Here is a 21,402-nt window from a genome sequence, read left to right as displayed (position 1 = left end):
CTCCCATGACGAAAGGACTCTCACCATGACGTTCCGTACCCGGCGACCACTCGCCTCGGCGGCAGGCGCCCTCGCACTGCTCATCGTGGCTGCCGCCTGCTCCTCCTCCGACGACCCGGCATCGGAGACCGGTGACTCCGTCGCGGCCGGCGGCGACCTGACCGTCGCCGGGCCGATCCCGATCGAGAACCTCGACCCCCACGGGCCGGCGAGCATGGACGCCGGCACCCAGCTCGCGGCCCGGGCGATCTTCAGCCAGCTCGTCGTCAGCACGGGGTCCGGAGAGTTCGAGGGCGAGCTCGCGGAGTCGTGGGAGCCCAACGCCGACGCCAGCGAGTGGACCTTCACGTTGCGCGAGGGCGTCGAGTTCTCCGACGGCACACCCGTGACGGCGGCCGACGTCGTGGCGTCGTTCGAGCGCGTCCTGGCGGGGGAGGGGCCGCTGGCCGGCAACTTCGGCGGGTACACCGTCGCCGCTCCCGACGAGTCGACGGTCGTGTTCACGTCCGCGGCGCCGGACGCCGCGTTCCTCGGCAAGATCTCGTCGTTCTTCGTCACGCCGCAGGCCGCAGCCGAGGCGGGCTTCTTCCAGGAGCCGATCGGGTCCGGCCCGTTCGTCGTGGAGTCGTTCGAGCCCGGAGCCACGCTCCGGCTCACCCCGAACGCCGGCTACTGGGACGGCGAGCCGGCCCTGGACTCGCTGGAGTTCCAGTCGATCCCCGAGGTGGCGGCGCGGATGACGGCGCTGCAGACCGGCGAGGTCGACGTCACCTGGAGCATGCCCGACGACCAGATCGCCGCGCTGAAGTCCGACTCCGACCTCACCGTCGAGACCGTCCCCAGCCCGGGCGTCCTCACGATGTGGATGAACGGCTCCACCCCGGCCCTGCAGGACCCGGCCGTCCGGCGGGCGCTCTGGCAGGCGGTCGACTTCGAGGCGATCATCGCATCGCTCTACCCCGAGACCGGGACGCCGGCGGACTCGCCGATCAGCCCCGCCGTGCTCGGCTATGCGCCGCAGGAGCCGGTGGAGTACGACCCGGAGGCGGCCAAGGCGGCGCTGGACGCGGCCGGGTTCGACTACGGCACCGTGATCCGCTGGCAGTTCTCGCAGGCCAACTTCCGCAACTTCGTCGACGCGGTGGTCTCGGACCTGGCCGACATCGGCGTGACAGTCGAGCCGCAGGAGAAGGAGCAGGCCGTCTTCCTCGAGGACCTGCTGGCACTGAACTGGGACATGAACCTGCAGCAGCTGGGGTCGCAGGGGTACGACGCGGCGACCAACCTGGGCCGTCTCTACACCTGCGAGGCGAACCGCATGGGCTACTGCAACGAGGACCTCGACCGGATCCTCGCCGAGGCCGGCTCGACCAGCGACACGGCACAGCGCGAGGAGCTGTACGCGCAGGCGATCGAGATCATCTGGAACGACGGGGTCGGCATGTACCCGATGTTCGTCGAGCAGCCGTATGCGTGGCGGAGCGGTGTCGAGGGATTCGAGCCCGTCTCGGACGGCGTGCCCTACTTCGACGAGGTCACGGTCTCGGGTGACTGACCAGCACTCGGCCACCGTCGTGGCGCCCGCGGCAGGCGACCCGGCCCCCGCACCCGGAGCGCCCCTGCTCCGGGTCGAGGACCTCGAGGTCGTGCTGCCGTCGGGCGCCACGACCGGCACCGTGATCGACAAGGTGTCCTTCGCCGTGGACGCCGGCCGCACGACCGGCCTGATCGGGGAGTCCGGCAGCGGCAAGACGATGAGCGCCATGTCGATCGTCGGGCTGCTGCCGCCTGAGGCCGTCACCTCCGGCCGCGTCACCTGGAGGTCGGAGGACCTCCTCACCGCTGCTCCGCGCCGGCTCCGGCAGGTCCGGGGGCGGGAGATCGGCGTGATCTTCCAGGACCCGCTGGCTGCCCTCAACCCGATCCAGACGGTCGGCCGGCAGATCGGCGAGATCCTGCGCCGCGGCGGCATGGCGCGTCAGCAGGTCCGAGTCAGGGTGCTGGAGCTGCTGGACCGGGTCGGCATCCCGGACCCGGACCAGCGGATCGACGTGTACCCGCACGAGCTGTCCGGCGGCATGCGCCAGCGGGTCATGATCGCGATGGCCCTGGCCGGGGAGCCGCAGCTGATCATCGCCGACGAGCCGACGACTGCCCTCGACGTCACGACCCAGGCGCGCATCCTGCGGCTGCTGGCCGACCTGCGCGAGCAGGAGCACCTGGCGCTGCTGCTGGTGAGCCACGACCTGCGGGTCATGGCGCACGTCGCCGACGACGTGGTGGTCATGTACGCCGGACGGGTCGCCGAGCGCGGCCCGGCGCGGGAGGTGCTGGAGCGCCCACGCCACCCGTACACCCGGGCGCTGGCCAACAACGTGCCGGCGGTCAGCACGAGGTCGGCGATCGCCGAGCCGTTGCAGGGGGCTCCGGCCAACCCGTTCGAACGGCCCGCCGGGTGTGCGTTCCATCCGCGCTGCCCGCTGGCGCAGGACCGCTGCCGTACCGAGGTGCCGGTGCTGCGCGAGGTCGAGCCGGGCCGGTTCAGCGCCTGCCATCGTGCCGAGGAGGTGCTGCCGTGAGCTCGCCCGTGCTCGAGATCCGCGACCTGAGGGTGGTGTTCACCGGACCCCGCCGGTCGCTGCGCGGCGGCCGGACGGTCGTCCAGGCCGTCGCCGGTGTCGACCTGGACGTCCGGGCCAAGGAGACGCTGGCGCTGGTCGGCGAGTCCGGGTCGGGGAAGTCGACCGTCGCGCGCTGCGTCCTCGGGCTGGTCCGCCCGCAGGCGGGCACCGTCACCTATGAGGGCCGGGCGCTCGGTCCGGTGGACAAGCGGCCGGCCGAGGTGCAGCGCGCCATCCAGATGGTGTTCCAGGATCCCGGCTCGTCGCTCAACCCGCGGATGACCGTCGGCGCGATCATCCGTGAGGCGTGGAAGGTGCATCCCGCGGTCGCGCCGGAGGGCGACCGCCGGCAGGCGCTGGCGGACGTGCTCGCCGACGTCGGCCTCGACGCGGGGGTCGCCGGCCGTCGTCCGTCGGCGCTCTCGGGCGGCCAGCGCCAGCGGGTGAGCATCGCCCGGGCCCTGGCGCTGCGGCCGCGGCTGCTGGTGTGCGACGAGGCGGTGTCGGCCCTGGACGTGTCGGTCCAGTCGCAGATCCTGCGCCTGCTGGTCGACCTGCGGCGCACCCACGACCTGTCGGTCCTCTTCATCACGCACGACCTCGCGGTGGTGCGCCAGATCGCGGACCGGGTGGCGGTGATGAGGACCGGCGAGCTGGTGGAGTGCGCGACCGCCGAGCAGCTGTTCACGGCGCCGGCCCATCCCTACACGCGTGGGCTGCTGAGCGCGGCACACGACCTGGAGGGCACGCGGGCCGGGTTCGAGCACACACGGGAGCAGATCAGGTGACGACAGACGCGAACCTGCGCACCGACATCCTGATCGTCGGCGGAGGTGTGGGCGGGGTCGCGGCGGCTCTGGCGGCGCTGCGACGCGGCCGCTCGGTGATCGTGACCGAGGAGTACGACTGGCTCGGCGGGCAGCTCACCAGCCAGGCCGTCCCACCCGACGAGCACCCGTGGATCGAGCAGTTCGGCTGCACCCGCTCGTATCGCGCGTTCCGTGACGGCGTGCGCGACCACTACCGGACCTGGTATCCGCTCACCGCGGCCGCACGCCGTCGGGCCGACCTGAACCCGGGCCTGGGTCGGGTGAGCCGGCTGTGCCACGAGCCGAGGGCCGCCCTGTCCGTGCTCGAGGCCATGCTCGCCCCGTACCGCTCCGCCGGTACGTTGCGGGTCCTGACCGGCCGGCGTCCCGTCGCCGCCCGGACCGACGGCGACCGCGTCAGCGCCGTCACCGTCGTCGGCCGCGACGGAGCGGAGCACACCATCGAGGCGGCGTACGTCCTGGACGCCACCGAGCTCGGCGACCTGCTGCCGCTGGCCGGGGTCGAGCACGGCATCGGCTTCGAGGCCCAGTCGGAGACCGGCGAGCCGAGTGCGCCGAGCGAGGCCCAGCCGCTCAACCAGCAGGCGTTCTCGTGGGTGTTCGCCGTCGAGCACCTCGAGGGCGAGGACCACACGATCGACCGCCCCGATCAGTACGGCTTCTGGCACGACTACCAGCCGGACTTCTGGCCGGATCGCCTGCTCAGCCTCACCGCGCCCGACCCGCGCACGCTGGAGCCGCTCACCCGGACGTTCGTGCCCCACGCTCCTGCCGGCCCGGTGGTGGCCGACCAGAGCAAGGACCCCGGCGACCGCGACCTGTGGCTGTTCCGCCGGATCCTCGCCCGAGAGCAGTACGAGCCGGGCTTCGCGGCGAGCGACGTCACCGTCGTCAACTGGCCGATGATCGACTACCTGCCCGGCCCGCTGGTCGGTGTCCCGGACAACGAGCGCGTCGAGCACCTGGAAGGTGCCCGGCAGCTGTCGCTGAGCATGCTCTTCTGGCTGCAGACCGAGGCGCCGCGGCCCGACGGCGGCGCGGGCTGGCCGGGGCTGCGGCTGCGACCCGACCTCATGGGCACCGACGACGGCCTGGCCATGGCGCCGTACATCCGCGAGTCCCGCCGCATCAAGGCACGGACGACCGTCGCCGAACAGGACCTGTCGATGACAGTCCGCGGCGATGCCGGCGCCGTGCGCTACCCGGACTCCGTCGGCATCGGGATGTACCGGATCGACCTGCACCCGTCGACCGGCGGCGACACCTACCTCGACGTGCCCAGCAGCCCGTTCCAGATCCCGCTCGGCGCGCTGCTGCCGATCCGCGTGGAAAACCTGCTGGCCGCCGGGAAGAACCTCGGCACGACGCACATCACCAACGGCTGCTATCGCCTGCACCCCGTCGAGTGGAACATCGGCGAGGCCGCGGGCGCCCTGGCCGCGCACTGCCTGGCCAACTCCCTCACCCCCGAGCAGGTGCGCGGCGACGCCGGCCGGCTCGAGGACTTCCAGCGCGAACTGGTCGCCGACGGGTTCGAGCTCGCCTGGCCCGAGGTCAAGGGCTACTGACGGCCACCTGAACCAGACACCGCACGAGAACCGGCTACTCCACCCAGCGAAGGGACACAGCAGCATGGTCACACCCGTGAACAGGCGTCAGCTCCTCCGTACCGCCGGCATCGCGGGGGTCGCCACCGCGACGCTCGGCGCGGTGAGCGCGTCGGCGCAGGCGGCACCCGCCGTCGACGTGTCCGGCGCCACGACCCCGCAGGACTTCGGCGCCGCCGGTGACGGCGTCGCCGACGACACCGACGCCATCCAGCAGGCCATCGACGCCCAGCAGGCCAAGCCGAACAAGCTCGTCTACTTCCCGCCGGGCACCTACCGCATCACGCGCACGCTCGTGATCCCCGATGTTGAGAAGACGGAGGCCACGAACTTCAACCGGATCGTCCTCGCCGGCGCGGGGACCATGGGGTCGCGGACGTCGATCATCGACGTCGACTTCAACGGCACGGGGATCCAGTGCGGCGCGCCCCTGTCGGCCTTCCGCGGCCTGGCCTTCGTCACCCCCGCGAGCCAGACGAACTCGGTGGCCATCCAGACCAAACGCGACGACACACTGCCCGTGGGACTCGCGAACACCGACGACACCGACGCCACCATCACCGAGTGCACGTTCGTCGAGTTCTTCACCGCGGTGAAGCACGTCGGCCGCGGACTGGTGTTCACCAACAACCTCGTCGCCGTCGGCGATGTGGGCCTCGACATCTCGTGGCCCACCGCGGGCGTCGCCGGCACCAACGTCCACGTGCTGCCGTACGGAATGCGCAAGTGGCTCATCGAGGGCAACCACTTCCACAGCATGAGCTTCGCGATCAGGACGACCGGCGCCGATGCGGACCACTTCCGTGGCGCGATCATCGCGAACAACATCCTCGACATCGGCCGGCGGTTGTTCACCGGCGGCATCATCAACTCGACGTTCTCCGGCAACGTCGTCGAGAACGGGGCCACCAACGCCACCGACGCCGCCGTGATCTCGGTGCAGTCGGGAGGCTCCAACCTCACCTTCACCGGGAACGTCCTGGGCGGGGGCGAGCCGGGTGGGGGCGCGCGGCCGCGACACGCCATCGAGTTCCGTCCCGAGGCGGCCGGGCGCAACGTCACGATCACCGGCAACAGCTTCAACTGGGTCGACGGGTCGCCGGTCTACTTCGCCGCGGCGGCGTCGGAGGTCACGATCACGGCGAACTCGTTCGACAACTGGAACCTCGTCGCCGAGGAGCGGTGGAGCGCCGTCCGCGTCAACGGGAACGCCACCGGGATGTCGGTCATGGGCAACGCGTTCGGTGCGAACACCGTCGCCGGCGCACCCCCGGTGCGGGTGATCGGGACGCTGGCCGGATCGACCGTCGTGGGCAACATCGTCGACGGCGCGAGCGGTCTCGTGTACGCCGACGCGTTCGGGCCGGACAACTACATCGAGCGCCGCAGCTCCGGCGCGCGCCAGCACGAGCTCAGCGCGGCGAAGAACGGCGCACTCGTCGTCCGGGCGACCACCGCGCCCGCCCCCGGCACCGACGCGTACGGCAGCTTCGTCGCCGCGTCGGAGCAGGCGACCGGCGCAGGACCGGGGGTGAAGGGCGGCGTGCGGGTCGTCCCGGCCAATGCGTCGGGCGCGGCCGCCGTCGAGCTGCTCTGCTCGACGAACGACACCAACGGCGTCGCGTCCATGCGCGTGGACATCAACGGGCTCGTTCCCACCGTCGACAACGCCCGCGACATCGGCTCGGCGGACCGGAAGATCCGGACCGTCTTCGCGCACAACCTGCAGCTCACCGTCGTCTCGGCGGCCGATCTGGGGGAGCCGGCCGCGGGCACGGTGGCCCTGGTGCAGGACGCGTCGACCGGCTCCGGCGTGCTCGCCGTCGGCGACGGCACGGCCTGGCGGCGCCTGCCGCTGGGTGGACCGCTCCGGAACTCCTGAGACTCGAAGGGATCGACACGTGAGGCTCGCCAGCCATCTCGCCGACGGCGTCGAACGGTGGGGTTTCGTCATCGACGAGCCGGCGACCGGGCAGACCTGGGTGGTCGAGCCCGCGCGGGCCGAGGCCTTCCTCGCCCGGTACGCGTCGATCCCGTCGTCCGGCCTCGTCGCCAGTCGTCCCCGGTTCCGCGGGGACGACTGGCCGACCACGCTCGTGGGGTTCCTCGCCCTCGAGGACGAGGGCATGGCGGCGCTGTCGCGGCTGGTCGCGTACGTCGAGCGGTTCGTGGCCCGGTCGGACGCCACGCTGCTGCCGAAGGCCGGGCTCCCGCTGGAGGAGGTCGAGCTCCTGGCGCCCGTTCCCCGGCCGCGGCTCTACTGGGGGCTGGTCGCGAACGCTCCGTCGTTCGTGCGGAACAGGCCGGGCATCCCCCTCGTCAACCTCTTCCCGCTCGGGCACCAACGACCGCAGGGGGCGGCGATCGGCCCGGGCGCGCCGGTGACGTTCCGGAACGGTCACCACCTGCCCCTCATGGCCTACAACGTCGAGCTGGCCGTGGTGATCGGCAGGGCCGGCCGGTACATCCCGCTGGAGCGGGCCATGGAGCACGTCGCCGGCTACACCGTGGTGAACGACGTGTCCGGCACCTACTACTACGACATCGTCCCGGGCAACGCCGGACGCGGGTACTCGTTACCGGAGGGCTACAGCGACTGGCTGTACCAGGTGACCGCCTCGTGGGGCGGGAAGAAGGCCGACACGCTCGCCCCGATGGGCCCGTTCCTCGTGACGAGGGACGAGGTCGGCGATCCGTACGACCTGCTGATGTACACCCGGCAGACGGGGCGGACGCGGGACCGCGCGCACAGCGGGGCGACCCTGCTGGGGATCGAGCGCGTCATCTCCTGGTACTCGTCGTTCGCCTCGTTGTACCCGGGCGACGTCCTCCACTTCGCGACCATGGGGGTCGACGGGCTGCCGGTGTTGCCGGAGGACGTGGCCGACCCGCGGACCCGCCTGGAGGTCGAGATCGAGGACGTCGGAACGCTGGTGAACCCGGTGGCCGTCGCCGAGAGCCCGGTGTCGCTGGAGTCGCACCCGTCCTATGCGGTGCGGCAGGTGGCGGCCTCCGGCGCGTCCGCGCTGGAGTCGCCGGACGCTTGGACGCCCGGGTCGGCCCGGCACTTCTACACGTCGTTCGGCAACCACGTCGGCGCCGAGGAGACCGACGGGCTCGCCCGGCTCGAGGTGCCGCGGTTCCTCAACGGGCCCGCGAGCTCCCTGGGCGTCAGCGGCCCCCTGGAGATCCCGCCGCGCGCCACCGACCTCGTCGTGAGCATCGAGCTCGCCGTCGTCGTCCGTGCCCTCGCGGCCGAGGCGCAGGACGGGCGAGAGCTCGTGCTCGGGTACGCGCCGCTGATCTCGGTGTGCGACCGCTCGTTCGCCGACGCGGTCGTCGAGCCGGCGCGGACCGGTGAACGCGGCATCCCCGCCATGTACGGCCGGTGGGCCGACGGGTTCAACGTGGTGGGAGCGCCGCTCACGCCGCTCCCCGGCCACGACTGGCGCGGCCGGGCCATGTCGCTGACGGCCGGTTCGCTGACGGCCGGTTCGCGGATGGTGAGCGGTTCGACCTCGGAGTACATCGCCGGACCGGACGACCTCATCAGGACCATCTCGGCCATGATCACGCTGTTCCCCGGCGACGTCATCACGCTCGGGTCGGCCGCGGCGCGGCTCGTGCTCAGCCGGGCCGAGTACGAGGCCGGCATCGTCGTCCGCGGCGGCATCGAGGGCCTCGGGGAGGTGTGCGCCGATCTCGCGCCGCACGGATCGGCCGGCCGCGCATGACCGCGGCCGAGCGCCCGAACGTGGTGCTGATCCACTGGCACGACGTCGGCACGCATCTGGGTGCGTACGGCCATGGTGACGTGACCAGTCCTGCCGTCGATCGGCTGGCCGCCGAGGGCCTGCGGTTCGACCGGGCGTTCTGCACGGCGCCGTTGTGCAGCCCGGCCCGGGGCTCGTTGTTCACCGGCCGTTACCCGCACACGAACGGGCTGATGGGTCTGGTGAACCGGGGTTGGGAGTACGGGCCGGGTGAGCGGACGGCGCCGTCGTTGTTGTCCGAGCTCGGTTACCGGAGCGCTCTGATCGGTCAGCAGCACGAGAGCCGGGACCCGTACCGGCTCGGTTTCGACGAGGTCCATCCCTGGCTCACGGGTCCGGCCCGGTGCGGGCCGGTGGCGCAGAAGGCGGTGCAATGGCTGGAGGCGGCACCGGCGGAGCCGTTCTTCCTCACGGTCGGGTTCTTCGAGACGCACCGCCCGTATACGGCGGAGGAATACCCGCCGGTCGACCCGGGGTCGGTCGAGGTTCCGCCGTACCTGCCGGACAACCAGCACACGCGGGCGGATCTGGGCGCGTTCCTCGGCTCGATCCGGGTCGCCGACGCCGCGACCGGGCGCGTCCTCGACGCCATCGATCGGGCCGGCCTGGCGGAGTCGACGCTGGTGCTGTTCACCACCGATCACGGGATCGCGTACCCGCGGGCGAAGGGCACGCTGTACGACCCCGGCATCGGGGTGGCGTTCCTCGCCCGGCCGCCACGCTCGTGGGGTGTCGCGCCGGGTGCTCCGGACGGGCTGCTCAGCCATGTCGATGTGCTGCCGACGCTGCTCGAGCTGGCCGGTGGGGAGGTGCCGCCGTCCGTCCAGGGGCACAGCTTCGCTCACGTCCTGCGTGGCGAGCCCGGCCCGCGGCGCACGGAGGTCTTCGCGGAGAAGAACCACCACGACGAGTACGACCCGATCCGGGGGATCCGCACCGACCGGTTCGCCTACATCCGCAACCTCGATCCGGGCACGCCGCCGAGGCTGTCCGGTGACATCGAGCGCAGCCCGGTGCGGCTGGGCCTGGGTGAGGATCGCCTGCGGCCCCGGCCGGGCGAGGAGCTCTACGACCTCGACGACGACCCCTGGCAGCTGCACGACCTCGCCGACGACGCGTCGTACGCGCTGGTGAAAGCCGATCTCGCGGCGCGTCTCGAGGCCTGGATGACCGAGACCGGCGATCCGGCGCTGGACCAGCACGAGGACACGGGGAGACGATGAGCGACCATCCGCCCGCCCAGACCCGGCCGAACATCGTCCTGGTGGTGATGGACGACCTCGGCTACGGCGACCTGAGCTGCATGGGGAACACGATCGTGCGGACGCCGCGGATCGACTCGGTCGCCGCCGAGGGGATCACGGTGCGGCACATGTACGCGGCCTCGGCGGTGTGCACCCCGTCGCGCGCGGCGTTGCTGACCGGCCGGTATCCGCAGCGGGTCGGTCTGCCGAAGGTGCTGAACCCGCGCGACGGGACCGGGTTGCCGTCGTTCGAGTACACGTTGCCGCAGCTGCTGCGCGATGCCGGCTACCGGACGGCCATGTTCGGCAAGTGGCATCTGGGGTGCCGGCCGGAGCACTACCCGACCCGGCACGGCTTCGACGAGTACGCCGGGCTGCTCTACAGCAACGACATGCACCCGGTCGAGCTGTTCGAGGGGGAGGAGATCACCACTGCCGACGTCGACCAGGCGGCGCTCACCCGTACCTACACCGACCAGGCCATCGCCTTCGTCGAGCGGCACAGTATCGAACGGCGCGCCCACGAGCCGTTCTTCGTGTATCTCGCGCACACCATGCCGCACATCCCGCTGCATGTGGAGGACGAGTTCAGCGGCCGGTCGGCCGGCGGCCGGTACGGCGACGTCGTCGAGAGCCTGGACCACCATGTCGGGCGGCTGCTCGACCGGCTGGACGACCTCGGCCTGGCCGACGACACGCTGGTGATGGTGACCAGTGACAACGGGCCGTGGTTCGAGGGCAGCACCGGGGGACTGCGCGGCACCAAGCTGCACACGTACGAGGGTGGCATCCGGGTCCCGTTCGTCGCACGCTGGCCGGGGCGGATCCCGGAGGGCGTGGTGTCCGACGAGGTGGTGTGCCTGTTCGACCTGCTGCCGACGCTGGCCGGGCTGGCCGGGGGAGCGGTGCCGGGGGATCGGCCGATCGACGGGGTCGACATCACCGACGTCCTCACGGGCGGCGTGCAGCCGGAGCCGCGGGCGTTGTTCTTCTTCCACTGGTGGACACTCAACGCGGTGCGGTGGGGGCGCTGGAAGCTGCATCTGGACCGCTTTCCGCGTGACCCGAACCGCGCCCAGGGCCGGGAGCTGCCCCAGTTGTTCGACCTCGAGCTGGACCCGGCGGAGACCTACGACCTACGGCACGGGAATCCTGGCGTGGTCGAGCACCTCACCGAGCTGGCGGCGGCCTTCGAGGCCGAGATCGCCGGCCAGCGCGATGCCGCGGAGGCCCGCGCGGCCGGTCGAGCGACCCTGCCGTAGCCGAGATGAGGCCCGGCTCGTCACCCGGCGGACCGCGGCCGGCCCTTGTCGAGGCGATGCGGCTGCACGGCGTCGTAGGTGGACTGCAACTCCGGTGTCGAGCTCCGGTAGAGGCGCTGGGCGATCCGCACGAACAGGAAGTCCACGACGGCGAGCTGGGCGATGCGGCTGGACATGTTGGCCGGTCGGTAGGCCGTCTCGCTGGTGCTCGTCGTGAGGACGTGGTCGGCCTTCTCGGCCATCGGGGAGTTGCGGAAGTTCGTGATCAGCGCGGTGGTGGCGCCGGCCCGGCGGGCGGCGGTGAGGAACTCGGCGATCTCTACCGTCAGGCCGGAGTGGGAGAAGCCGATCGCGATGCAGCCCGGCTCGAGGACGGCGGCGCTCATCAGCGCGAAGTGCGCGTCGCTCCAGTAGTAGGACGTGAGTCCGATGCGGTGCAGCTTGTGCTGGAGATCGGCCGCGGCCAGCCCGCTGGACGCGACCCCGTAGACGTCGGTGCGCGGCGCGGCGACGACGGCCTCGGCGATGCGGTCCAGCGCGTCCGCGTCCAGGCCCTCGGCGGTCGCCTCGATCGACCGGGCCTCATGGAAGGCGAGCTTGGCGATGACGTCGCGGGCCGAGTCGTCCGGATCGATGTCGCTGTCGGACACCCCGAACCGGTTGAGCGACACCTCGTCGCGGCCCACCGACGAGGCCAGCGCACGCCGGAACTCCCGGTAGCCGGCGAACCCGACGTTGCGGCAGAAGCGCACGACGCTCGCGATGGACGTCGAGCAACTGGCCGCGAGTTCGGTGATGGTCTGGTCGATGACCACCGCCGGGCTCGCGATGACGTGCTCGGCGATGCGCCGCTCGGACGGTGGCAGGCCGGGGAGCGCGCCGCGCAGCGCCGCTACCACATCGTGTGCCACTGGCTCATCGTAATCCGGCAACTGTTTTCGGTGTGGACAGAACTCTCGGAAGCTGTTTACATTGCCTGCGACGACCGACCCGATGACTCCGAGTGACTGGGACACACCATGAGCACCTCTCGCACGCCGGGTTCTTCGCGCGACCAGCGGTTCGCGGTGATCAGCCGCCGGATCGTCTTCGTCGTGGGATCCGTCCTGCTGGTGGCCGGTGTCCTCGCCATCCTCGCCGACCAGGTGCTGCTCGGAATCGCCCTCATCGTGGTGGCGGCCCTCGCTGTGGCGTGGCGTGGTCTCTGGACGGTGCAACGCGGGCGCCGCGCGCTGGCCGGCCGCGATCGCGCCCAGGTGCCCGACGGACCGGTCCGCGGTGCCGGCGCGCCGGCACCGGTGGACGACGTGGTCGCCGCACTGGTGGGGATGAACAGCGACGAGCTGCCCTACACGATCGATGCCTCGCCGAGCGCCGACGGCGTGCGCGTCGAGGTGAAGTGGAAGCACGAGGAGATGCGCTGGCAGACCCTCTTCGTGCGTGGGTCGCAGGCCTACGCGTGGCGCATGGAGGTCGATCTCGACCCGTCCAAGGCGACCTACAGATTCGTCGAGCACTCCGGGACGGCGGCTGTCCGAGCCGCGGCCGGTCCGTTGGGCGCGGTGGCCTACGGCACCTGGACGTGGAAGAAGGGCAAGACCACCGGCGGCACGTCGGCGACGTTCGTCGAGGGCGCCGACGGCCAGGTCCGTGTGACCGGTCCGAGCGGCACCCGCACCTCGTGGGAGGGGGCCGTCATGATCAAGCCGGCCGACGCGAAGGTGCCGGTGTTCACGGTCCTGCGGACCAACGGCTGGCGCCCGCGTCGCGACTGGTTCGGCGCCCGGCTGTTCGAGAAGTAGAGAGCAGAGATCACATGCGTATCCGCCGTTTCATCCTGGCCGCGGTCACGGCCCTGATCCTTGCGCCGGTATGGGAGTCGATGGGCGACGTCGACGGCTGGTCCTACGTCCACCAGCGCAACTGGCAAGGAACCGATGGCTGACCGCGAGACCGACCGGTGGTCGGATCTCGGCGACCCTGCCAGAGCACGCCGCCTCGCCTGGATGTGGGTGATCTTCGCGCTCATCGCGGCGGGCGGGGCCGGGCTCACCTGGTTGGCCTGGTGGGTCGCCCAGGTGGGGAACTACCGGGACAACTGGCGCGGTTTCAACGAGGACGACGGCTTCCCCTGGATGTTCGTCGCGGTGTGCGCGGTCGCCGGCGTGTGGTGCCTGTTCGTCGCACGACGGCAGTGGGCCCGAGCCCGCCATCTGGCGCAGGGCCGAGACCTCGACACGTGAACCGATCAGCGGCCCTCGCGGATCTCCCGTTCCCGGTCCCGGCGGGCCTTGGCCGCCCCTCGGCGTCGTTGGACGCGGCCCAGCCACTCGTAGAGCGCGTCGTAGCCCGCCATGCCGATCGCGATGAGGCCCACGATGCCGACGATCACGGTGACCGGGATCATGTCCATGGCCCGGAACAGCACGGCCACCGCCAGGAGCCCCGTACCGATACCGAGGCTCCACTTCCCGAGTCCGCTCATGGTCACATCTTCTCTCAGGGGTCGCCCTCGTCACCCGATGGGACTGAAGCGCACGGCGTCGGACCGCACGGTCCCGCCGCCGACGGTGAGGGTGACCTCCGCGAACCCGTCGGCGAAGTCATGGCTGCCGAGTGAGTGCCACTGACCGCCGGTCGCGCACTGGTCCACCGGGATGTCGTCCGACCCGCCGGCGTGCCGGACCGTGTAGGTCGTGTCCGAGCTGCAGATGCTGTTCGCCGGGAACCAGACGGCGACGTCGTAGGCGCCGGGCGTCAGCGAGGCCCGCCAGGTCGCCGTCGCGCCGATCTCACGACTGAAACGGGTCCTGGACTCGTCGAACCCGCTGACGGCGCTGGGCGACCAGACCCCCGTCTCCTCGTACGCGGGATGCTCCGGGTCGCAGGTGGGCGGCTCGCCCTCGTTGGTGACGACGACAGGGCCGGGATCGTCGTCGGCGGGCGGGACGACGGTGTGGCCCTCGGAGAACGGGCCCGCGCCGATGTTGTTGACCGCCTGTACCCGGTAGGTCCCGCCGACCGACTCGGGCGCACCGAGGGTGAGCTCGACCGCACCGCTCGTGGCGCCGGAGACGACCTCGTCGTCGGTCGGGCACGCGCCGTGGCCGCTGACCGACACCACGTAGCCGCGGGCACCCGCCGCCGCGTCCCACCGCAGCGTCGTCAGATCGCCGGCCTCGGTGTGCGACAGGCCGGTGACCGGCTCGGGCAGCGTGGTGTCGACCGGCACGCTGTGCTCCGCGGTGCCGCCGCCGGTGAGCCGGTAGTCGTGGCCGGGCGTCAGGGGGAACGACAGGGCCCCGGTGACCGGATCGACGTCGAAGTCCACCGCCGTCCGCGTGGACGTGTCGGTGACCGTGAGGGACGCCGGGTCCCAGCCCGTGTTGTCGTTGCGGATGTGCGAGGTGTCGTCACCGTCGCTGAACTCGTAGGTCGAGCCGGTCCGGATCGGATAGACCTGAGCTCGCAGTTCGTCGGCCGTTCCGGTGACGGTGACGCCCTTGCCGCCGACGAACGCCGGCACCCGGTCGTAGCCCATCGCGTAGTCGTCGAGGGTGACCGGCCCTTGGAAGACCGAACCCGTCGCGATGTCGATCCACTTCCCGGCCGGGAGGTACACGTCACGCGACTGCGCCGTCTCGAAGTCGGCGCCGAACACCGGTGTCGCGAGCACGGACTCGCCGAGCATCCATTCGTACTGGCGGGTCGTGTCATTGGCGAGCCCGTACGTCGTCTCGTCGTCGGGATAGGCGATGGGCAAGGGCGTCATGGCGTAGGGGTAGCCCGTCTCGTGCCCGTCCAGCGCCGCGTCGTAGATGTACGGCCGCATCGACTCGTGCCACAGCGCCACGTGCTTCACTGCGGCGGCGAGGTCGTCGCGTCCCATCTCCCAGGGGCCACGCCCGAACGCCATCACCGGTTGCAGCGCGTCGAACTGAGCGTTGCGGACGTAGTACTTCTGGTACGACGGATCACTCATGGGGACTTCCGGAGTTCCGCCCACGTAGTCGCCGTACAGACTGGAGACCCCGCTGGCGGCGAAGTTCAGGAGATTGACCGGCATGCGGTCTGGGTCGGTGTGGTAGTTCTCGCCGGTCCCGTAGATCGTGTCGTTGATCCGGAGAATGTCTCCGGGCAGTGAGTACGCGGCATTCCTCGCCATCACCAGATCGCCGGACTCGTGCAACGCCTGCAGCACCGGATTCCAGTTCGCGTCGCGGTGCAGTCTGGGCGTGTAGAGCATGGCGTCCTCCTTCCACCCGTCCACGCCCCACGCCTGCAGCCGCTCGACGAACCAGTCCACCGCGTCGTCGTTCGAGCCGTCGAGCACATAGCTGTGGCCGTCGGGGAACACCGCACCGGTGATGACCGTGGGCGTGCCGTCGGGGTCGCTGACCAGATAGCCGCGGTCGATCGCCTCGTGGACGAACGGGCCGTCGTACTTCTCGACGAGGTTGCCGCCGTCCTCCGGCAGCGCCTTGAAGTTGTTGCGGGCGCCGAGCAACAGCTTCACGTCGTTGTCCGCGAAGAACCGCTTGAGCGCGTCGGGATCGGGGTAGCGCGGGTTCGGCAAGCCGTCGTCGCGCCCCGGTTCGGCGGTGTCGTCCCACATGCCGAAGCTGTTGGTCGTGCCCTCCTCCTGCGTGCTCCGAGCGCCCGGCCAGAAGCCGGATCCGACGACGCCCCAGGACAGCGGGTAGCCCTCGTCGAGGAACCGCTGCACCGTCTCGGTCACCGACGACTGGTACGTGTCCCAGCGCAGGGCTCCGAACGCTTCCCAGCCCAGTCCGAAGAACTCCGGGTGGGGGCGGCCGTCGTAGTAGCCGTGCTCTGCGCGAACGTGCCGATAGTCGGCGTAGACCTGCTCGAGGTCGCGGCCGGCGAAGTAGTAGAGCGCGTCGACCCGGTCGACGCCCTGGGCGCCGAGACGGTTCTCCGACTGCGTCAGGGCGACCCGCTTCTGGCCGTCCTCGAACCACACCTGCCCGAATCGCTGCTTCGGGAAGACGGTGAAATTGCTGATGAAGCGCTGGCAGCTGCCGCCGTTGGTGACGTCGTCCAGTTCCAGCCCGGTCAACTCGGTGGTGGGTCGTGCGCGGACCCGGCTGTTGCACGACTCGCCCTGCTCGGTCGAGCCGTCGGCCCACGAGCCGTGGTCGCCGAGTCCGTAGGCGGGTGCGACCGGGCCGGTGCGGAAGTCCACGGTGCCGCCGTCGCCGGGCAGATTGCCCACCGAGATGCGCACATAGCTGTCGAAGGGACGCAGGTTCACCGTCAGGCGCGACCCGTCCTCGAGCGTCACCGCGACGATCGCGGTGCGGGCGTTCGGGCGAGAGACCAGATCGGCGTCGACCGCGTCGGCGAACTCCGTCTCTCCGTCAGGACGCAGCCGCACCCCCGACTCGCCATGCGGCGGAACGATCTGCGTGCCGGTGGCGTCGGTGAACGAGTACCGGAAGCCGTCCTTGAGAATGCGCAGGTCGTAGGTCTGGCCCCGCACGACGATGGTGTCCTCGGAATCGATGGCCGTGGCCGGCTCGGCGGCCTCGGGCCCGGCGGCGGCCGGTGCGACCAGTGCGGCGACTGCCAGCGGTAGGGCCACGATCCCGGCGGCCGACCGCCTGACGATTCCTCGGTCCACGACGACTCCCTCGCGTCCAATGATCTGCCGAACACAGGGAGGTTTGCACAGTAGATCTGCTTTACGCAAGGCTCATCCAGGTATCAGATGTATTAGTCAGTATTAGATTGCCTAGCGCGTTGACAGGTGATTCGACGGCTAGGGCGTGTCTCTTAAGTCGTCAGCCAGATGGTGATGGCGCGTAGGACGACGCCTCCTCGGTAGTTGACGGCGTGTTTGTCGTAGCGGGTGGCGATGCCGCGCCACTGCTTGTGGGCGTTGAAGGAACGCTCGATGACGTTGCGGCCCTTGTAGGCGACTGGGTCGAAGCTGGGTGGGCGGCCGCCGGCTGCGCCGCGGCGTTTGCGGTGGCCGATCTCGTCGGCGCGCTGCGGGATCACGGCCTTGATGCCACGAGCGCGCAGCAGCGCTCGTGTGGCTCGTGAGGAATAGGCCTTGTCACCCAGGACTGCGAGCGGGCGGGTGCGTGGTCGACCGGGCCCCAGGCGCCGGACCGCGAGCTGGGCCAGCAGCGGCTTGATCATCGTGGAATCACCGGCCTGGCCGGCTGTCACCGCGATGACCAGTGGCCGGCCACGGCCGTCGACGAGCTGGTGGATCTTGGTCGACAACCCGCCGCGGGACCGGCCGATCGCGTGATCGAGCGGCTCGGCGAGCCCGAACGTGTAACTCGACTCAGCCCCCTGTGCGGGCCGCGGCGCGCGCCGCGCGCGCTGCCCGGGAGTCCCCGGCCGGCTGCTCGAGTCTGGCGGCGTTGGTGGCGTGCTGGTGGGCCCGGTTGATGGTGGCGTCCACGCTGACCATCCAGTTGATGTCCCCGACCGCGTCGGCTTGGGCCAACAGGCGGGCATGGATCTTGTCCCAGGTGCCGTCGACGGAGAAGCGGTGGTGTCGCTTCCATGCTGTCTGCCACGGCCCGAACGCGGCCGGCAGGTCACGCCACGCGATCCCGCTGCGGAACCGGTAGATCACGCCCTCGACCACCTGCCGGTGGTCGCGGAAGGGCCGCGACTTCACCCCATCGGTCGAGGGCATCAACGGCGCAATCCGCTCCCATTGAGCATCGGTGAGGACTCGCTCACGAGACATACCAGCAGCAAATCAGCCCAGCACGCCCGGACTTAGGAGACACGCCCTAGTGCATCGAGGGCACGGGCGCTGCCCTGCAGGCAACTGCGGCCGAGTGGCCGGCCGGGCCTGGTCGATCTCGACGGGCGTTCTCGACACGTGAACCAGAACCGCGCCCGGCCAGGGGAGTACCTGACCAAGCGCGGAGGACGATCCAGAAGAGCCGCTCCAGTATCACGTGGGCGACGAGGACATCCCTCGTCCACAATGTGGCGGCACGGCTAGCCAGATTGATCCAGAAGAGTGTCCGCGGGCGGAGTTGTCCATCTTCCCTCCGCAGACCGTGCTCCGGTTGGCCGCCTGACTTGCGATGTTGATGAAGCGTCTCAGGCGCGCAGCGAAGCGGCGCCGGACCCTAGAGGCGACCGGCTCCCAGGACAGTCAATCATCGCGAATGGCAGCCCGCGCGGTGGCGCGAGGACGAGGGGAGCGTGCGGACGACGGCTGGGCACCTCCTAGCCGCAGCCGGCCGCCTGTGTCAGCGCGGTCCCGTGGCCATCACGTGCTCAGCAGTGCGGGTTCGCCTCCCATCGGGGGCATGCGGAGAATTGCCGCCTCTACTCCCGGAACGCTGTTGGAAACTTGCCATGGACCAGCATGACATGTCATTATGTCAGACAAGTGACGGAGGGTGGAGTCGTGGCTTTCATCATTGGGCTGCCCGCGGCCCTGGACGCGGTACGAAGGGCGGGGCGATGAGCGTGCGCCGGGATCGGTTCGCTCGCGACGTCGCTACCTCGGGACTCGCGTGAGCGGAACCATCCTGCTGAAGCGGACACCCGGCCTCGACGTATCGCTCGTGGCGGCCGCCTCCGGTCGCACGGTGATCGAGATGGACACGGTGACCCGGCAGGCCTGTCAGGACCGGGGCGTGGACCCAGATGCCGTCGAGGCCGTGCTGAACGCGTCGCCGCGCGACGAGATCGCGCTGTTCCCGGCGCTGCGATGGATCCATGCCGGCACCGCAGGCGTGGACGGATGGTTCGAGGCCGGGGGAGTGCCGACCGGCGTGCGCCTGACATCAGCCGTCGGGAACGGTGCGATCCCGCTGGCGGAGCACGCCCTCATGCTCATGCTCATGCTCAGTCGTCAAGCCACACGATGGCTCGCGGCACAGCAGCGGCACGAGTGGGACCGATTCGTCCACGGCGAGTTGTCCGGTGCCACTCTGGGCATCGTGGGGTACGGCCACAGTGGCCGCGATCTGGCGCGCAAGGCCCGGGCCTGTCACATGCGGGTCCAGGCACTGCGTCATACGCCATCAAGTGCGCGGGACGGCGACATCCGGCTGCTCTTCGGGCCGAGTGGCCTGCACGAGCTCTTGGCCACGAGCGACTTCGTCGTGGTGACCGCCCCGCTGACCCGTGGGTCGCGCCACCTCATCGGCGCTCGGGAGCTCGCCACCATGAGATCGAGCGCGTTCCTGATCGTCGTCTCCCGCGGCGGCATCGTCGACGAGGGCGCGCTCATCGTCGCGCTGCGGGAGGGTGGCATCGCCGGTGCGGGGCTCGACGCCCACCAGGACGAGCCGCTGCCGGAAGAGAGCCCGTTCTGGGATCTGCCCAACGTGATCGTCACTCCGCACAATGGCGCCACAACCCCCGAGACCGCCGAGAGGGGCCGCGAGATCGTCCTCGACAACCTCACCCGCTGGGTCGAGAACCGGCCGTTGCGGAACGTCGTCGACATCGGCCGGGGCTACTGAGGTGCGACCACGCGTCATGACGGTGAGGTGCAGCGGATGACACGATCACATGCACCGCCGTCAGAGAACTTCTGCGCCACAATGTCAATTTGTACGTCAGGATGGCCTGTCTGGTGTACGCGCAATCCGCGGGCATCTGCAGACCCGGCAGTGAGGACAATCCATGTCGACCTCGGACCCGCAGTTCAGGCTCGGAACGGCCACGCTCGCCGAGGCTCTCTTCGAATCGCTGCGCTCGCGCATCATCAGCGGTCAGATCGAGCCCGGTGAGAAGGTCACCGAGTTCAGGCTCGTCGAGGAGTACGGCGTGGCGCGGCCGACCGCCAAGTCGTGCATCGAGCGCCTCACCGGCCTGGGACTCCTGCGGCGGGTGGCGCACAAGACGGCGGTCGTGCCGAAGCTGGGAGCCGAGGACATCGAGGACCTCTTCTTCAGCCGCTCCACGTTCGAGTCGACCGCGGTCACGCTCCTGGCCCGCAGGCGCGAGGTGCCCACCGACCTGGTGCGGGCCCAGCGCCAGATCCGGCTGGCCGAGGAGCACGAGGACTTCGCCGAGCTGGTCCAGGCCGACATCGCCTTCCACTGGGGCATCGTGCTCGGGCTCGGAAGCGAACGGCTCACGCGCATGTACGAGATGATCTCCGGCGAGATCCACATGACGATGGGCCTGCACCGAGCTCACCGGCGTACGACGCTGTCGACGGTCGTGGCCGAGCACCAGGTCGTGGTCGACGCCGTCGCGGCGGGCGACGAGGCGGCAGCGCGGCAGGGGCTGGAGACGCACATCAGGCTCGCCAAGGAGCGGGTGCTCGCCGACCTGCAGGAGGCCGGCACCGCGGCCGAGGAGGCGACCGTCTGAACGCGGACGCCTCGCGCGGGCTCAGCCGCCGGCGCCCGGTCGCACGAAGCGGCGGTGCACATCGCGGGTCAGCGGGTCGCAGCAGCGCTGCAGCAGCCAGAGGATCGCGGGCCCTGCGAAGGCGAGCACGGCGGTGAAGGTCAGCGTGGCAATGCCGTAGGCGAGGACCAGCACACCCAGCACGCCGAGCGCCACGAGCGGCAGCCGGAAGGTGTAGTACACGGCGAGTCTCGCCACGTCCCGGGTGCGGAACGCGAAGCGCGAGCTGATGACCAGCGCCAGGAGCGCCCAGATCACCACGCCGGCGGCGATGACCACCAGGCCCACCCGGTAGGCGGCGGGCAGCTGCACCCGGCCCTCGCCGAGGACGCCGATCGCGATGATCGTGAGGACGACCAGTGCCGCCACGCCGATGCCCGCCGCCTGCACCAGGTTCATCCGGTAGCCGCGCAGGAACGTCCTGAAGGTGCTGTCGCCGTCGTCCGGCGCGCCCAGCGCGAACAGCCCCGCCGACGTCGCGGGGGCGAAGGGGAGCAGGAACAGGGCGTACAGCGGCGCGTTGCCGAGCGAGCGGTCGAGCAGCAGCAGGCCCACGAGGCCGGGCAGCGTCGTCAGCACGAGCGCTACGGCGATGCTCGCGTAGCGGTAGGTGTTCTCACTCACCCGGACGAACTGCTGGATCCTCGTCGTGCCCACTCGATGCACCTCGCTCCTGTCGGTGGTCGGTGC

General features: G+C 70.6%; 17 protein-coding genes and 1 pseudogene. 13 read left to right on the top strand and 5 right to left on the bottom strand.

Annotated features, from left to right (window positions below; genetic code table 11):
- The first annotated feature begins 25 nt into the window (after positions 1–25).
- The 8 genes from HD601_RS28065 to HD601_RS28030 all read left to right on the top strand — a co-directional run bounded on the left by HD601_RS28065 (position 26) and on the right by HD601_RS28030 (position 11,337).
- Entirely contained in the window at positions 26–1,555 is a 1,530-nt protein-coding gene (locus HD601_RS28065; RefSeq protein WP_184827541.1) for an ABC transporter substrate-binding protein, read from the top strand.
- Positions 1,548–2,579: an oligopeptide/dipeptide ABC transporter ATP-binding protein gene (locus HD601_RS28060; RefSeq protein WP_221441382.1), complete on the top strand. Its 1,032-nt coding sequence runs from the start codon at positions 1,548–1,550 to the stop codon at positions 2,577–2,579. The genes HD601_RS28065 and HD601_RS28060 overlap by 8 nt, the downstream gene beginning before the upstream one ends.
- On the top strand, positions 2,576–3,409 hold the full coding sequence (locus HD601_RS28055) for an ATP-binding cassette domain-containing protein (protein ID WP_221441381.1): 834 nt from the start codon (positions 2,576–2,578) through the stop codon (positions 3,407–3,409). Before HD601_RS28060 ends, HD601_RS28055 begins: the two co-directional genes overlap by 4 nt.
- A 14-nt stretch (positions 3,410–3,423) precedes the next feature.
- Positions 3,424–5,019, top strand: a complete 1,596-nt coding sequence (locus HD601_RS28050) for an FAD-dependent oxidoreductase (RefSeq protein ID WP_184830242.1) — start codon at positions 3,424–3,426, stop codon at positions 5,017–5,019.
- 76 nt (positions 5,020–5,095) lie between these two features.
- The gene (locus tag HD601_RS28045) at positions 5,096–6,940 is read left to right on the top strand and encodes a glycoside hydrolase family 55 protein (protein ID WP_221441379.1); all 1,845 of its coding nucleotides are present in this window, start codon (positions 5,096–5,098) and stop codon (positions 6,938–6,940) included.
- A gap of 19 nt (positions 6,941–6,959) precedes the next feature.
- Positions 6,960–8,792 carry a fumarylacetoacetate hydrolase family protein gene (locus HD601_RS28040; RefSeq protein WP_184827529.1) on the top strand — a complete coding sequence of 611 codons (1,833 nt, stop codon included), beginning with the start codon at positions 6,960–6,962 and terminating at the stop codon, positions 8,790–8,792.
- Positions 8,789–10,054 carry a sulfatase family protein gene (locus HD601_RS28035; RefSeq protein WP_184827527.1) on the top strand — a complete coding sequence of 422 codons (1,266 nt, stop codon included), beginning with the start codon at positions 8,789–8,791 and terminating at the stop codon, positions 10,052–10,054. Before HD601_RS28040 ends, HD601_RS28035 begins: the two co-directional genes overlap by 4 nt.
- Positions 10,051–11,337 carry a sulfatase family protein gene (locus HD601_RS28030; protein ID WP_184827525.1) on the top strand — a complete coding sequence of 429 codons (1,287 nt, stop codon included), beginning with the start codon at positions 10,051–10,053 and terminating at the stop codon, positions 11,335–11,337. The genes HD601_RS28035 and HD601_RS28030 overlap by 4 nt, the downstream gene beginning before the upstream one ends.
- A 20-nt stretch (positions 11,338–11,357) precedes the next feature.
- Here the strand turns inward: HD601_RS28030 and HD601_RS28025 are convergent, their stop codons facing one another.
- Positions 11,358–12,248: an SIS domain-containing protein gene (locus HD601_RS28025; protein ID WP_184827523.1), complete on the bottom strand. Its 891-nt coding sequence runs from the start codon at positions 12,246–12,248 to the stop codon at positions 11,358–11,360.
- A 108-nt stretch (positions 12,249–12,356) separates the two neighbouring features.
- On the opposite strand from HD601_RS28025, the gene HD601_RS28020 reads away from it, so the two are divergent.
- Genes HD601_RS28020 through HD601_RS28015 form a run of 3 tightly spaced genes read left to right on the top strand, consistent with a single transcriptional unit; the run spans position 12,357 to position 13,580 of the window.
- A complete protein-coding gene (locus HD601_RS28020; RefSeq protein ID WP_184827521.1) occupies positions 12,357–13,139 on the top strand; it encodes a hypothetical protein in 783 nt (260 codons plus the stop codon).
- Between the two features lie 14 nt (positions 13,140–13,153).
- Positions 13,154–13,282, top strand: a complete 129-nt coding sequence (locus HD601_RS35125; RefSeq protein WP_281386368.1) for a hypothetical protein — start codon at positions 13,154–13,156, stop codon at positions 13,280–13,282.
- A complete protein-coding gene (locus HD601_RS28015) occupies positions 13,275–13,580 on the top strand; it encodes a hypothetical protein (RefSeq protein ID WP_184827519.1) in 306 nt (101 codons plus the stop codon). The genes HD601_RS35125 and HD601_RS28015 overlap by 8 nt, the downstream gene beginning before the upstream one ends.
- A gap of 5 nt (positions 13,581–13,585) precedes the next feature.
- Here HD601_RS28015 and HD601_RS28010 read toward each other — a convergent pair whose 3' ends face one another.
- The 3 genes and pseudogenes from HD601_RS28010 to HD601_RS28000 form a co-directional block, all read right to left on the bottom strand.
- On the bottom strand, positions 13,586–13,822 hold the full coding sequence (locus tag HD601_RS28010; RefSeq protein WP_184827517.1) for a hypothetical protein: 237 nt from the start codon (positions 13,820–13,822) through the stop codon (positions 13,586–13,588).
- 30 nt (positions 13,823–13,852) lie between these two features.
- Positions 13,853–16,981, bottom strand: a complete 3,129-nt coding sequence (locus HD601_RS36095; RefSeq protein ID WP_221441378.1) for a golvesin C-terminal-like domain-containing protein — start codon at positions 16,979–16,981, stop codon at positions 13,853–13,855.
- A gap of 152 nt (positions 16,982–17,133) precedes the next feature.
- A pseudogene (locus HD601_RS28000) lies at positions 17,134–18,070 on the bottom strand (IS5 family transposase).
- Between the two features lie 787 nt (positions 18,071–18,857).
- On the opposite strand from HD601_RS28000, the gene HD601_RS27995 reads away from it, so the two are divergent.
- On the top strand, positions 18,858–19,814 hold the full coding sequence (locus tag HD601_RS27995) for an NAD(P)-dependent oxidoreductase (protein WP_221441377.1): 957 nt from the start codon (positions 18,858–18,860) through the stop codon (positions 19,812–19,814).
- A 163-nt stretch (positions 19,815–19,977) separates the two neighbouring features.
- On the top strand, positions 19,978–20,673 hold the full coding sequence (locus HD601_RS27990; protein ID WP_184827515.1) for a GntR family transcriptional regulator: 696 nt from the start codon (positions 19,978–19,980) through the stop codon (positions 20,671–20,673).
- Between the two features lie 21 nt (positions 20,674–20,694).
- On the opposite strand, the gene HD601_RS27985 is transcribed toward HD601_RS27990, so the two are convergent.
- Positions 20,695–21,369 (bottom strand): DUF624 domain-containing protein, encoded by a 675-nt coding sequence (locus HD601_RS27985; protein ID WP_184827513.1) that lies wholly within the window; start codon positions 21,367–21,369, stop codon positions 20,695–20,697.
- Between the last annotated feature and the right edge of the window lie 33 nt (positions 21,370–21,402).

The organism is Jiangella mangrovi (genome assembly GCF_014204975.1).
Lineage (GTDB): Bacteria > Actinomycetota > Actinomycetes > Jiangellales > Jiangellaceae > Jiangella > Jiangella mangrovi.
This window is presented reverse-complemented; position numbering and strand designations above follow the sequence as displayed.